This window comes from Desulfovibrio simplex (assembly GCF_055387835.1).
Map to the genome: position 1 here is coordinate 316,492 of NZ_AP042377.1, position 14,056 is coordinate 330,547.

A 14,056-nucleotide genomic window follows, 5' to 3' on the forward strand; every position below is an offset into this window, starting at 1 on the left:
CCTCCACCAGGCGTTATGCGCGGGCCTTGAAGGCCGAAGTATCCGCCAGTTTCTGCCAGAGTTCGCGTTCGGCGTCAGACAGTTGCGCTGGCGTTTTTATCATGACTCTGGCCAGCAGGTCGCCACGTTTGCCGACCGCGCCCAGGCCCTTGCCGCGCAGGCGGAACTTGCGGCCGGAACTGGAGCCAGCGGGAATCTGCATTTCCACATGCCCCTCCAGCGTGGGCACTTCAACCCTGGCGCCGAGAACGGCCTCCCAAGGGGCCAGGGCAAGGTCGCACTGCAGATTTTCGCCGTCCACCTTGAACGTGTTGTGCGGAAGATAGCGCACCCGCAAAAAAAGGTCGCCGGGAGAGCCGCCAGGCGCGGGATCGCCCTGCCCGGCCAGCCGCAGCTTGGCCCCTTCGCGTATGCCCGAGGGCACGTTGACTTCAAGCGTCTTGGGCCCCTGCGGGCTCTGGATCGACACGGTACGGCTGCCGCCCTTCTGCACTTCTTCAAGCGTCAGGGGCAACTCGGCCTCCACATCCCGGCCACGCCGGGGACGGGAGGAAAAGCCGCCAAAGGGGTCAGGGCCGAATTGCGCGCCACGGCCGCCTGACTGCCCGCCGAACGAGCCGCCAAAAGGGTTGCCGGACTGGCCGCCAAACTGCGCGCCACCAGCCGCGCCGCCGAAAAGGGTTTCAAAAAAGTCTGAGAACCCTGATCCATCAAAACTTTTGCCGCCAAAGGTAAAGTGCACATTTTCAAAACCCGGCTCGCCCTGGAACTGCTGGCCATGCTGCCAGTTGGGGCCAAGCTGGTCGTACAGCTTGCGCTTTTCCGGGTCTTTAAGAACTTCATGCGCCTCGTTGATTTCTTTAAATTTGTCCTCAGCCTGCTTGTCGCCGGGATTCAGGTCGGGGTGGTATTTGCGCGCCAGCTTTTTATAGGCCTTGGAAATGTCCTCGGTCTTGGCCGTGCGCTCTACTCCCAGCAGTTTGTAATAATCCTTGTAAGATACTGACATTCTGTGCTCCCCCGTGCGAATCGTACTCCCGCTCGCGCCGCCCTTTTGGGGATGGTGGTTCGGGCTCTGCCGGCCGTATTGTGCGTGGCCGGGTCTCAATATGCAAGAATAAGGCCGTGATACCTGAGGTCAATGCCTGCCTGTGAAAAACAGTATACATTTTTACACAAAAACCAAAATCCTTATCGGGTTTTTGGGAATTTTTGCCTTGGGGATTTTCAGACATGCCTAAAGCGGGCTCTGGGGGTGATTTTTCGTCGGCTGCGGGAACTGGAGACGCGGGAGCAGGGGGCAGGTGCAGGGCGGGCGCGGTAAAGCCATGCGGCCCAAAACCGAGCAGCGCCATGAAGGAGCGCAGAGTCTTTGGGCGTCCACGCGCCACAGCGGGAGGCGTGGTTTTTTATCTGCATTGTACAGATAACCTCTGGAATACGCAGGAATATAGTAAAGATTTTAGGGGGAGGGGGCGTGGGGGAGGAGACCCTTTTGCAAAAGGGTCCCTCCCCCACAAAGCATTTTTAAAAAATGCTGCTTGAGCAGCAAAGGGGATTGTTACACATGGCCAAGGCCGGAAAGTTTTTGCAGCAGCAGTGCGGCCTTGGCGGGGCCGATGCCGGGCAGGCCGCACAGTTCTTCCTGTGTGGCCGCGCACATGGCTTCCACACTGCCGAAGCGGTCCCACAAAAGGCGCGCCGTGGCTGGCCCGATGCCGGGCAGGCGCATGAGCTCTCCAGAAAGGGCCGCGCCGCGCTTGGCCTTGCGGTGGCGGCCAATGGCAAAGCGGTGGGTGCTGTCGCGCACGTTTTGCAGAAAAAGCAGTTCCGGGCCGCCTTCCCGCAGGGGCAGGGGATTGACCCTGTCAGGCACAAAAATACGGTCGGCCACATTGCCGGCGCGGCGGTCGGCGTGGCCTTGTTCGTCCCTGGCCTTGGCGATGGCGGCCAGGGCGAAAAGGTCTGGCTGCCCTGCCTCCTGTAACGCGCGCTGAATGGTGCGCAACTGCCCGCGCCCGCCGTCAATGAGCAGCAGGTCGGGCCAGGGGGGGCCGCTTTCCAGCCTGCGCGCCACCCAGGCGTACAGTGTGGCATAGTCGTCGCCGCTGTCAGGCATGGCATAGGCGCGGTACTGTGAGCGTGCGGGCTGGCCTTCTTCAAAAACCACCATGCCAACGCGCGTCTGCTGCCCCCCTGTATGGGAAACGTCCACGCATTCGATGCGGTGCGGCGGCCCCGCAAGGTGCAGGGAGCGGGCCAGCCGGTCAAGAATACCCAGTTCGGTTCTTTGCTCCTGACGGCGCGCCTCTTCACGGGCATTGGACTGGGCCATGTCCACAAGCTGGTTATCCCCGGCATGCTGGGGCGGCACTATGCGCACAGCGCCGTTTCTGCGGTCGGACAGGGCCTGCTCCAGCAGTTCGCGGGCCGTGAAAGAAGAGAGAGGGGAGGACGGCGCAGCGGTGTCCCCGTGAGGGGCGGCCTGTCCGGTATGGGCTGGCGCGTCCATTCCCGAAATTTCTGGCCCCGGAGTTACTGGCCGGGAAGTCAGCGGTCCGGAAACTGCTGGGGCCGCATCCGGGACAGCATGAAAAGATGCATCAGGAGCGGGAGCCAGACTTTCAGCAAAGGGATTTCCATCGTCGTCCGTATGTTCCATATCCTCGGCATCGGGGGGAAGCCAGGGTAGAAGGATGCGCGGGGGCGGGGTTACCTGGCTGTAGTACTGGCTCACAAAGCTCCAGAGCAGTTCAGGGGCGTCTTCAAAACCCAGGCCCGGCCAGTAGAAGGCACGTCCATCCGTCACTGCGCCGCCTCGTACAAAGACAATGCCGAGAGCAAGGCCCCTGTCAGCCGGAAAGAGGCCCACGGCATCCATGTCGCCGCCACCGGGCAGGACCGCGGCCTGACGCTCCACCGTGCGTTCCACGGCGCGGATCTGGTCACGCAGAATGGCGGCTTTTTCAAATTCCAGATCTTCCGAGGCTCTGTCCATTGCCTCGCGCAGGCTGTTCATCAGAGGCGCGGCGCGTCCCTGTAAAAGATCACAGACCTTGCGGACGTTTTCATTGTATTCCTGAGGCGTCACCATGCCCATGCACGGCGCGGGGCATTGCCCCATAAAATGGTACAGGCACGCGCGCACGCGGTTTTTCATGGCCTTGTCGGAGCAGCGGCGCAGGACGAAAGCGCGGTGGATGATTTTCCACGTTTCGCGTGCCGCCAGCGCCGAAGTGAACGGCCCGAAATAGCGTGCGCCGTCTCGCCGGGCCTGACGAACAATTTCAAGCCGGGGAAAGTCGTGTTTGGTGTTCAGCCGAAAGAGCACATACTGCTTGTCGTCGCGCAGTACGATGTTATAGCGCGGCCTGTGCTTTTTGATAAGGCTGGCCTCAAGAAGCAGCGCTTCTTTTTCCGTGGTGGTGGTGAGGTACTCGATGCTTGCGGCATGAGAAAGCATTGCCCTTGTTTTGGCTGGCAGCCCGTCAGGCCTGAAATAGGAAAGCACACGCCGCCGCAGCACACGCGCCTTGCCAACGTATATGATGCGGCCCCGTTCATCCTTGTAGAGGTAAACGCCGGGCGACAGAGGGATGGTTGAGGATTCCGGTTTCTGCATGGCATCCATATAACCACCCTTGGTCAACTTGCCAACAGAAAGAAGCAAAGGAAACGCTGATTTATTCCGTTTGGGGCGTTGCTTCACTTTTTTTGAAACAGTCGAGGACGGAAGAGTCCACTGCTGCTTCAAAAAAAGTTCGCGCCTTGCCAAACGAAACAACTGCGCGTTTCCAAGAGGCTCTTTAGACCAAATTAACTTTGAGAATGGATATTCTCAAAGTTTAAGACACGCATGCTTCGGCGCTTAACAGCGCAAATAAATAGCGGTGCTGTCTTCATCCGTAAGCCCTGCGGGCGCGTTAGCCGTTGCAGCGTCAGCGGCTTACGGATAACGACAGCGACTCTTTGAGTAAGATTTTTGCGTAACTCATTGCCGTCTTTATCCGTAGCTTCCTGCGTCACAACGGCTAAAGCAACGGCTGAAGCTGCGCTTACGCCTTCGCTGCGGGCGCCTGCTCACGCAGTCGCCAGAGCAATTTCAAAGTGAAAACGCTCTAATCAGTGTTTTCCAAAGTGCAAGTGGGATGCCTCACGTGAGGGATTTTGCACAGTGAGTGGACGTATGCCCCTGCCGCGCAGGCGCGTTCCATTGGCTAAAGCCAACAGAAAAAGGGGAGCCTTGCGGCTCCCCTTTATAGTGAAACTTGAGTCCTGTTCTCTTAGAAAGAGTACACGAAGCTCACGTTGACGTTCCAGGGATCACGCACTTCGTCGGACTTGCCGTTCATCTTGCTGTTGCCCCACACGGACTTGGACTGGTCAAGCCAGGTAGCCAGGTAGGCGGCGTCGAGCATGATGATGAAGTTGTCATACATCTTGTAGGTGTTGGTCAGGCCAACTTCCATGGCGTAGTCCTGCGTGGTCATGTACAGGGGGTCCATGCCAGCAATACCGTCGACGCCGCCGGCGTTAGCCGCGATGCTGTTGCCGTTGCGGTTCATCTTTTTGGCCATATCCGGGCTGTTGGTGCCGCCGATGAGGTTCACGCGAAGGGTGTGCTTCAGGTTTTCCAGGAAGCTCATGTCCTTCAAGCGGGCGCCCACGCCCCAGGTGCCAGACATGCTGTAGCCAAGGGTGGCTTCACGAGCGATGTAGGGGTTGCCGTTGAAGGCAAAGTTGGAGAAGCCGTTGTTGCTGTTGTTCACGCTCAGGCTGGGCATACGCTCGGAGCCGTTGGCGGGATTGCTGTCGTCGCCGGAACCGTACCAGCCGTAGATGCCGGGGATGGCCCAGTCAAGCTTGTATTCGGCGAGCAGAGAAGCCAGCCAGCCGGAACGGTTGAGGCGGCTCTGGTCGTAGCTGGCGGAACCGTAGTTGAAATCCCACGCGATGCGGATGGGGTCAAACATGGTCACTTCGCCGGTCAGGCCAGCCCAGATGGTGCTGCCGTATTCGTTCAGCTTGTAACCGGTAACAGGGCTGCCGTCCTTGTGACGGGCGCCGCCAGCGGGAATCATGCCAGCCTTGGGGTACTTGCCGGAGGTGCCGGAGAAGTTGTTGAAGTAACCGTCGGCTTTATTCTTGTCAAGGCCGCGGAAAGCATTGGGGCCGATGGCAGCGTACATGACCCAGGGGGTCACTTTCACGCCGTCAAAGGTCAGGGGAACGAGCAGGGCGGCAACGTCAACGTTGTCCATGTAGTTGTTCTGCGTGGTCTTGGCGTCGTTCACATAGTTGTCGTTGAAGGGACGGGCCCACAGGGCGGTCACGGCAACGTTTTCGTTGAACTGATAGGAGGCGGTGATGCCGGCCACGTCGTCGTTGAAGACCTGGCTTTCAGTGGTGAAGCTGGGCAGAGCCATGCCCTGAATGCCCATGCGCACCTTCAGGTCGGTCTGGGGAACGAGCCAGTCGATGTAGGCGTTCTTCAGCTTGATGGAGTTGTTGTCGTCAGCGCCAAGAGCGCCGCCGGAAGGACTGGTGTTGCTGCCAGCTTTACCCCATGTGGTCTTGCCGATTTCAAAGAACACGGTACCGGACAGGGATTCGGAAGCAACGGCGTCCAACTGCAGGCGAACACGCTGGTTGGCTTCGAACTCGTCTTCACTCTTGTTGTAGCCGGTGCGGCCGTTGCCGCCGGTGAAGTTGCCGTTCTGGCCGTAGTCAAAGCTCATGATCCACTGGCCCTTGGCCTTGAAGTCAATGGCGCTGGCGCCTGTGGCAGCGCCGAACACCAGACCGGCCGCCAACAGAAGAGTAGCGATCTTTTTCATGGTTAACCTTCCTTTATTTTGCCCAGTAAGGGCACGTTGTTTCTGTACACGCCTGTGGAGCGGATGTCCGCTTCGGGCCAACTATAGGAAAGGCTCGAACACATTGCAAGCATTATCGTGCAAAAATTTTAACCCTTCTGGGATTTAAAAAAAGAAAAAATTAAAAATTTCTATTAAATCAAAATGTTAAAGTTTTTTTACACAGTAAATTTTTTCTTGGCGGCAATATTTTTTTGTCCGTATACCAGTAAAAAATTAAAGGTCGCTATAAATTCAGCATGTTACATCCATGTTACCATCAGTATAATTTTTTGGCATTGACCTCGAAAGCGGAGACGGCATTTGCTCGCAGGCATTGTCTGGTTCGACAGGGGGTTGTCATGGCGGTTCCGTTCTGCGGAATGGACCGTTTGCGCTTGACATGCAGAGAGGTGGCTTGAGTTCGGCTGTGGAGACAAATTAACGAAGTATAGTTTTTTATTTTTAATATATGTTAGAATATAAATAGAGTGTTGTGAGAGCGCCATTGCTTACCATTATCATTGGGTTCACCAGATGGTTTGGATGGTAGAACGCGAATTCTGGGTAGTGATCAGCGAACTCTGGGGGGCACGAAAGGAGCCTTGTCCTGCTTGCAGCCGTCTGCTGTGATCTGCGGCCCGCATTGGGACTGCTCTGGCGGCTGCCGCAGAGACGGCGCCGCCCGGAGCTTGTGCTGCCGGGACTGTGTTGCCCGGAATTTGCGCTGCCAGGCAAAAGCAGGAGCCGCACCCCATTGTGAACAGGCATTCACGACGAGGTACGGCTCCTGGCAAAGTCGTGCGGGGGATTATGGGGATCAGCGTGTGCCGGTTTTCGGGCATCCGGCTCATGCCCGCGGACTGTACGTGCCCCGCCCCCTGGTCAGGCCTGATCCGCAGCGTAGTCCACGCAGGCAAGCGCGAGCCCTTCAGGAGGCGCCGTCACCGAGGGCAGCGCCCGGCGGTCATGAGCCGCCAGCAGCGCGGGTATCTGCTCTGCCTGCATCTTGCCCTGGCCGCAGGCGGCCAGAAGACCGGCCATGTTGCGCACCATCTGCTTCAAAAAGCCGTCAGCCGTGACGGCAAGGCGAAGCATGGGCGCGTGGGGCGGATAAAATTCGCAGGGGGGCAGCTCTTCCAGTCGGGCGTCCAGCAGGGTGCGCTCGGTATTTTCCACATCCGTGCCCGCATTGCGCAGCCCGGCAAAGTCGTGCGTGCCCAGCAGGTACGGAATGGCGCTGCGCATGGCGTCCTGATCCAGCGGGCCGCAGTTCCACACAAAAGGACGAAGCTGGGGCGGCATAAAGCGCCGGTCCTGCCAGAACTGATAGACATAGGTTTTGCGCAGGGCGTCCTTGCGGGCGTGAAAATCAGGCGCCGCCCGCACTGCTTCCAGAACGCGGATATCGCGCGGAAGCACCGCATTGAGGCTGTGCCGCCAGTCAAAGCCCGCGCGGGCGTCGGGCACGTCGCAATGCGCCACCTGCCCATGGGCGTGCACGCCGGAGTCCGTGCGGCCCGAGCCATGCACGCGCACGTGCTGTCCCGCGATTTGCAGCAGGGCGGCTTCAAGCGCGCCCTGAACTGTTGGCGGGGGGGTGGGCTTTTCCTGAATCTGCCAGCCGCTGTAGCCCGTGCCCACGTAGGAAATGAGTAGTTTGAGACGCATTATTCCGGCAGCTTCATGCGGGTGATGATTTCCGTCAGCTTGGCTGTTTTGGCCGGATTGACGTAGGTGAGGATGTCCCCCGACTGTTTGGGCGACATGCCGGTAAGAATGCGTACCGCTACACGTTCATCCATACTTTCCAGTGCCTTGGCGGCGGCCTTGGGCTTCATCTGGGTATAGGTGAGCACCAGTCTGCGGATTTTTTCATCCTCAATGCCGCGCGCTTCGCGGATCATGTCCTTCATTTTCTGTTCGGCGTTCTGCATGTCCTTGAGGCGCTGATCCATCTGCTGGCGCAGCATGAGAATGTCCTGCTGCTCGCGGGCCAGTTCCTGCGCCTTGATATTGGGATCAATGGGCGTTTGCGCGGGGCGCACGGAAGGGGCCGGAGGCGCGGGCACGCCTGTCTGGCTGCTCATGGGCAGGGCAGGGACGCTGCGCGTGTTCGAATCGCCGAAGCCGGAAGCGCCGCGTGGCGGCAGAGGGGCGCCGTCCGTGCCCTGGCCGCGCGGGATGTTGGACGGAATATCCGGGGCTCCGGGCAGGGAATAGGGCGCGGACTGCGCGGCGGGCGCAAAGGGCGAAGCCTGGGTTGAGGGCGGCGTCTGCGGCACGGGCATATCCTGGGCGGCCGCGTGGGCGGCCTGCACGCTGCCAAGGGCGGGGATGGGCAAACGGCCAAGGGCGTCCAGCCAGCTGTGCTCGCCAGAAGCTTTTGACGCGGCAGTCGTGGCGGCGGGGCTGGCATGCGTTGGCGCGCTGACGCCCGGCTGGGCCAGAGGCGCAGGCAGGGGCGCGGGCTGGCTGATGTCCGGCGGGGTGAAAAGTTGCTGCTCCGCTGCATGGCTGATGGGGGATACTCCCGCTGGCATCATGGGCGAGGGCAGGGCGTCGGCATCCATTACACGCCCCTGCGCGGCAGATCCACGCGGTTGCGCGGCGGCCGCCATTCTGGCTGCGGCAGAACCCTGCGGCGCATGGGCCTGATCTTTGGCAAGCCGGTCAGCGGGCGAACTTTGGGGCTTACCCCCCGCGTCTGGAGCCGTGTGCGCAACGGGCGCGCCAGCGGCGCGCTGCGGCGTTGCGGGCAGATTCACGGGCTCGGCGCTGTTGTCGTTTTCCTGACGGCTGGCCGCCACAAGCGCGGTCAGCTTGTCCATAACAGCGGCCTCGGAAAGCGGATCCGCCGGAGGTACAAAGGCCGTTTGCGACGGCGCGCCGCCGAGCCATGAAGGCAGGGGAACGTCAAGAAGCAGCATGCACAGCATGGAGAGCTTGATGAAGCAAAGCACCGCCAGCCAGCGGAACAGCTTAGAGAGTCGGAGCTTTGTAGCGGAGGGTTGCTGTTTCGTCATTGGTGCGTTGCTCCTTCAATTGTTCCTCACGGGCATAGTGCTGCTTTTGCCTTTCCTTGAGTTTTTCCAGCAGCTTTTTGTCGATGGCGCGTTCGGCCAGCAGTTTGCGGGCTTCTTCAGCCAGTTGTTCCAGCATGCGTACCTGGATGGCTTCGTGCGCGGCGTCGGCGCGCAGGCCCTTGACGTATTGCTCAAGCAGCCAGCGTTCGGCGGCATCCATAAGAACCGCGCCCACAAGGCGGTCTTCGGCCTGGCGCAGTTCGGCCTTGATCCTGTCCAGGCGGTCCTGGGCTTCGGCAAGGCGGGAACGCTGTATGGCCAGATTGACCTTGGCCTCTTCTTCCAGCTGTTCCCGGTAATCCAGCACTTTTTGCATCTTGAAACGGAAGGGCACGCGCATACCGCCTTTTTTTTGACACCTGCGGGGCATCCGTTTTCATCAAGTGCAAACAGCGGGCCAAGCTGTGGCCGGTTTGCGCGCGAAGTCTGTGCAGCCAGACGTTGTCAGACGAGCGCAATCTGTTCACGCAGACAGGCCGCTGACCTCTCTTCCATCTATCATCTATAATGATAGAAGCAGCAGGGTCGGCTGACACGGCAGTGCGTATAACAAATCCAATCTGCTCCACAGCCCTCAGGGCGCTATACGTTCAGGGCCGCCGCATGGTTGACCGGTCCGGCTCCTTTGCCGGGGCTGTAGCTGCGGCGCAGGGTGAGGTTAAGATACTCCTGTGCCCGCGTCACGGCCACCTGCAGGGGCAGCCCCTTGCCAAGCCCCACCGCGATGGCGGCGGAAAGCGTGCAGCCCGTGCCGTGGTTGTTTATGGTATCCACCTTGGCCTGCGGCAAGGCCTTGGGGGCCTCGCCTTCGATGCACAGGCAGTCCGTGACCACAACGCTGCTTTCCATATGACCGCCCTTGATAAGCACGGCCCTTGCGCCCATTTGCAGAAGTTTTTCGCCAGCGGCCGCGGCGTCTTCAAAGGTGTCTATGGTCGTATTGGTCAGCATTTCGGCTTCGGGCCTGTTGGGCGTCAGCAGATCGCAGCCGGGTACAATGTCGTTGATGAGGGCGCTGACGGCGTCTTCATGCAAAAGATTGCTGCCGCTCTGGCTTACGGAAACCGGGTCCACGACCAGAGGAAAGTTGCGTTGCCGCAGTATGGGAGCTATCGCCCTGATGATAGGGGCGGAAAAAAGCATGCCTGTTTTGGCGGCCGCTACGGAAAAACCGTCAAGCACTGTGCGCAGTTGCAGAGCCACAAACTCGGGATCAGGGGCGTGTATGCCCGTGACGCCCAGGCCGTTTTGGGCGGTAAGAGCCGTAATGACGCTCATGCCGTAGCCGCCCATGGCCATAATTGTCTTCAGGTCTGCCTGTATGCCCGCACCGCCGCCGGAGTCGGACCCGGCAATAGTGAGAATGTTGGGAGGAGTCAGCATGTGAACCTCTTGGGTAGTGGGTAGAAAACAGTAAGAGCGAACAGAACCGCACTATAGCCCGCCCTGATGCCGGGTGCAATGTGTTGCTGTTCGCCACCGTTCCGACCCCGGAGAGTCTAGAAAATATCTTCACAGCCCCGAAAAGCAATGCTAGCATCAGCAAAGCGGTATGAGCCGGTATATGGGTATCCTGTGGGGTCGAAAGCGTCCTGCGAGGGGTTTTGCGCCGCAGTGTGATCAGGTGTTTTCACACGCCGCTGTTGAAGGAGTTGCGCATGAAACTGGAAAAAAAAGAACCCGGAGTACCGGGTATTATCAATCTTCCTGAGCCCGCTCCGGGCAAGGGCGGCCGCAAGGTGGTGGTTCTGGCCCTGCTGGCTGTGCTGCTGGTGGGCGGGACCGCCTATTGGCTCACGCGCGATAAAGACACGCGCGACCACTGGCGCGATCAGGCCGCCGCCGTTATCGACAATGCCACCAGCGGCACGCCCCTGGCCGGCGTGGGCGACGTTCTGCGTGACGCGCCTCCGCCGCCTCCGCCTTCGGTGGTGAGTCCCTATACAGAGCCGGGTACCCTGGCCGGACAGAATGTGCAGGGAACTGTGAACAGCCCCGCGGATGCGGCCATGCCCGGAAACGGGACTGCCGCCACGCCGGACGGTGTCGCCCCCCCCACCGGGCTGACCCCGCGCGTTACGGAAGACAGCCGCGTGCGCCCGCAATTTGTGGAAAACCTGGCGGCATATCTGGTTTCGCGTTTCAAGCCCGGCCCGCGTGTCGGTACGCTCAATACTTCGGTACAGAGCGTCAACCAGCGTTTCGGTTCCAAACTCACCGGCCTTGGAGACGGCGACGCGGGGGGCAGGGTCGCGCTTTTGCGCTATGCCTTTCATCCGACCATGCTGCAAGGGCTGTACCGCCTGTATGTGGACCGCTTCATGGAAGATATTGCCCGTGAAGCCAGGGCCAGGGATTTGAACGCCGAGCAGACGCAGCAGTTGTACATGGCATTGGCTGGCCGGCTCGTGATGCTCGCCGGAGCGCTTGAAGGCGTTGCCGCCACCCCTGACCTGGACGCGCGCCTGCGCCAGATGGACGCGGCGGCGCAAAACACGGTGGGCATCAACAGCCAGATGGCCGAGGCCGTGTTTGAATACGACCAGTTGCGTGAAGCCAAGGCTTCACAGGCCCAGCTCAACACGGCCCAACTGCGCGTGGATGGCCTTGGGGCACGGTTTCGCCGTTCCCTTGAAGAGCAGGCCGTGGCGCAACGGGCGCTGGTGAACGCCATCCGGCGCGGGGCCGGACAGACTATGGACGATGACGAGCTTATTTTTGTGGCCCGCTGGGCTGACCGCCGCCTCAAGCAGGACCCGCAGGCCATGGCCTCGGTGCAAACGGCTGCGGGTATCCTGCGCGATCTTGCCCGCCGTTGCGCACAGGCCGCCACGGGCGCGCCCGCGCCTCATAACGGCGCGCCCGCTTCCCACTCAGGGGCAGCGCAGGAACCCGCGTATTCCGGCCCAACGAGCGGGCAGGGAGCAGCACCCGGCGCGGCGCAGGGGCTGACACCACCCGCAGGCAATGGCGCGTTGTCAGCGCCTGTTCCTACTTCAGTCCTGGCTCCGGCTCAAGCTCCGGCCTCGGCCTCGGTTCCGACGCAAATGCCGTCTCAGGGAATGGCCCCGGCTGTTCCCGCCGCGCCTTCCACGCCGCATGCAAGCCCGGCCCTCACGCCGCCAGCAGCGCACCCGGAGGCCGTTGGGGCACCGGTTCAGGTGGGCGGGCAGGGCCGTTGAGCGCACGTTGCGTCTTTTTTGTGGGTGGCACACGCAGCGGCAAAAGCGGCATGGCCCAGCGCTGGGCCGAAGCCGTGGCCCCGCAACGGCTGTACCTGGCCACCTGTTGGGCCGAGGACGAGGAAATGGCGCGCCGTGTGGCGCGGCATCAGGATATGCGCGGCGCTGGCTGGCAATGCCTTGAGGAACCTCTGAATCCCGCCGCCGCCCTTGACCGTCTTTTTGCAGCGGCGACACAAACTGGCGGTGTGCGCGCTTCACAGCCGCCATCGGCAGTGGACGGCCCGACAGTGCCGGAAGGGCCAGACGTGCCAGACGGGCTGGCAGGGCCGAAAGGGCCGGAAATACCGGACGGGCCAGAAATGCCGAAAGGGCCGGAAACCGCCGTGCCGGGCGTTATTCTGCTGGACTGCATAAGCTTGTGGATCGCCAATCTTCTTGCCCGTGATCAGGACGAGAAGGCAATTTTACGTAGGGTATCGGCCCTTGGGGAGCGCCTTGCCGCGCCCCCTTTGCCCGTGGCCGTGGTCAGCGCCGAAACGGGCCTGGGCCTTGTGCCCATGTCGCCTCTGGGGCGAGCTTTTAATGACGTACTGGGTCTGGCCAATCAGGAACTGGCCCGGGTCTGCCGCCATGTGGTTTTTGTCAGTTGCGGCCTGCCCCTGGCTCTCAAGGGGGCGCTGCCGGAGGAACTATGCTGAACTGTTCGCGCAAATACAGCGGCACGGCCCATAGAAGGGCCATGCCGCTGGTCTTGTTGTGTGTTTTTCTGATGTCCCTGTGTTTGGGATTTGCCGCGCCGTCACTGGCGGCAGGCACGGCCGCCGCCGCGCGACAGTGCGTCGTGCAGGCTGGCAAAGCCGTGGACAGCGCCGATACGGCGGCTTTTGAAAAGCTTGTGGATATGGACGGCATTCTTGCTGCCGCCCTGGATATTTTTGTGCGGCGGGCCAGGCAGCCGCAGGCAGCGGCCGACCTGCCGCCCATGCTGGCCATACTGTTTTCTCAGGCCGCATCAGGCGAGCAGGGCAGCGCCACGGTGCGCGCCCTTCTGCTCAACGAATCACGCGCCTTTATCGTCAACGGCATCAGTTCCGGCGCGTTTGCCGGGCGCAAGGTGGAAGGGCGCGCCGCTCAGGGTGTACTGGCCCCCCTGTTCGCGGACGCTTCCACTGGCCGCAAGGAAATTCGGCAGGTGGGCGAGGCTCGCGCAAAAAATGGCGACTGGCTGGTGCCTTTTACTGTCTACGATCACGGCAATGGCGAAAGCTACCGGATAACCGGGCGAGTGAGTTTTGAAGGAAGCAGCACCGGGCGGCTGGTTGCTGTCGAAAACCTTGAAGCCCTTATGGGACAGGTTGCCGACGAAAGCCGCAGTGTGCAGTGAGGTCTGATACGTTCAGTGCTATGGTTGCGATAATCTTTTGCAATAACAGGCCAGCGCGAGGCTTGGATGCGTATATCTGTTGATAATCGCCATAGAATAGTGCTTTTGCTCTTTGTTGTGCTTGACCACCTGGTGTGGCTGTATGGCGGACATTGGGAACAGGCGTCTTTTGCTTATGTGGTCATGACGGAATGCATACGTGTTTTTGTGGGCATTGCCCTTGTGGCAAGCTTTTTTCGCCCCAAAATTCTGGAGGGCAGCGTTAAGTTTGTGCTGGCGTATTGCGTAGCCATGCTGCTGCTGAATCTATTTGGGTGTACGGATAAATCGAGAGGGGGTCGCGCGCCCGGTTCGATGCCCAATATTTTTTGGTTCAAAAAAGACCGTCTCGTTCCCATTGACGATGGTTTTTTGGCAGTAGTTTTTTATGTATGTTTTATATTGAGTACATATTTTTTCTCTGGAAAGTATATTGACCCAGAAATTATTGTAAAAAATAAATAAATCCTGTAAAAATATTATTTATTCTTTCTATAGATATATATT

11 protein-coding genes are annotated in these 14,056 nt (G+C 60.1%); 4 read left to right on the forward strand and 7 right to left on the reverse strand.

Annotation, left to right across the window (positions count from 1 at the left end):
* Nucleotides 1–13: 13 nt before the first annotated feature.
* The 7 genes from ACZ5DH_RS01265 to thiD form a co-directional block, all read right to left on the reverse strand.
* Complete coding sequence (locus tag ACZ5DH_RS01265) at nucleotides 14–1,009, reverse strand: DnaJ C-terminal domain-containing protein (RefSeq protein ID WP_464255358.1); 996 nt, start codon at nucleotides 1,007–1,009, stop codon at nucleotides 14–16.
* A gap of 552 nt (nucleotides 1,010–1,561) precedes the next feature.
* Nucleotides 1,562–3,622 carry an excinuclease ABC subunit UvrC gene (gene uvrC / locus ACZ5DH_RS01270; RefSeq protein ID WP_464256584.1) on the reverse strand — a complete coding sequence of 687 codons (2,061 nt, stop codon included), beginning with the start codon at nucleotides 3,620–3,622 and terminating at the stop codon, nucleotides 1,562–1,564.
* A gap of 661 nt (nucleotides 3,623–4,283) precedes the next feature.
* Nucleotides 4,284–5,837: an outer membrane homotrimeric porin gene (locus ACZ5DH_RS01275; RefSeq protein WP_464255359.1), complete on the reverse strand. Its 1,554-nt coding sequence runs from the start codon at nucleotides 5,835–5,837 to the stop codon at nucleotides 4,284–4,286.
* A gap of 903 nt (nucleotides 5,838–6,740) precedes the next feature.
* Nucleotides 6,741–7,526, reverse strand: a complete 786-nt coding sequence (gene truA, locus ACZ5DH_RS01280) for a tRNA pseudouridine(38-40) synthase TruA (RefSeq protein WP_464255360.1) — start codon at nucleotides 7,524–7,526, stop codon at nucleotides 6,741–6,743.
* On the reverse strand, nucleotides 7,526–8,881 hold the full coding sequence (locus ACZ5DH_RS01285; protein WP_464255361.1) for a MotE family protein: 1,356 nt from the start codon (nucleotides 8,879–8,881) through the stop codon (nucleotides 7,526–7,528). Before ACZ5DH_RS01285 ends, truA begins: the two co-directional genes overlap by 1 nt.
* Nucleotides 8,838–9,281, reverse strand: coding sequence for a flagellar export protein FliJ (fliJ, locus tag ACZ5DH_RS01290; RefSeq protein ID WP_464256585.1), 444 nt, complete (start codon nucleotides 9,279–9,281; stop codon nucleotides 8,838–8,840). Before fliJ ends, ACZ5DH_RS01285 begins: the two co-directional genes overlap by 44 nt.
* Before the next feature lie 242 nt (nucleotides 9,282–9,523).
* A complete protein-coding gene (thiD, locus tag ACZ5DH_RS01295; RefSeq protein WP_464255362.1) occupies nucleotides 9,524–10,324 on the reverse strand; it encodes a bifunctional hydroxymethylpyrimidine kinase/phosphomethylpyrimidine kinase in 801 nt (266 codons plus the stop codon).
* A gap of 275 nt (nucleotides 10,325–10,599) precedes the next feature.
* On the opposite strand from thiD, the gene ACZ5DH_RS01300 reads away from it, so the two are divergent.
* From ACZ5DH_RS01300 to ACZ5DH_RS01315, 4 genes are all read left to right on the forward strand, one after another.
* Complete coding sequence (locus ACZ5DH_RS01300; protein WP_464255363.1) at nucleotides 10,600–12,123, forward strand: hypothetical protein; 1,524 nt, start codon at nucleotides 10,600–10,602, stop codon at nucleotides 12,121–12,123.
* The gene (locus ACZ5DH_RS01305) at nucleotides 12,120–12,824 is read left to right on the forward strand and encodes a bifunctional adenosylcobinamide kinase/adenosylcobinamide-phosphate guanylyltransferase (protein ID WP_464255364.1); all 705 of its coding nucleotides are present in this window, start codon (nucleotides 12,120–12,122) and stop codon (nucleotides 12,822–12,824) included. Before ACZ5DH_RS01300 ends, ACZ5DH_RS01305 begins: the two co-directional genes overlap by 4 nt.
* Nucleotides 12,818–13,510, forward strand: coding sequence for a hypothetical protein (locus tag ACZ5DH_RS01310; protein WP_464255365.1), 693 nt, complete (start codon nucleotides 12,818–12,820; stop codon nucleotides 13,508–13,510). The genes ACZ5DH_RS01305 and ACZ5DH_RS01310 overlap by 7 nt, the downstream gene beginning before the upstream one ends.
* 66 nt (nucleotides 13,511–13,576) lie before the next feature.
* Entirely contained in the window at nucleotides 13,577–14,014 is a 438-nt protein-coding gene (locus ACZ5DH_RS01315; RefSeq protein ID WP_464255366.1) for a hypothetical protein, read from the forward strand.
* Nucleotides 14,015–14,056: the final 42 nt, after the last annotated feature.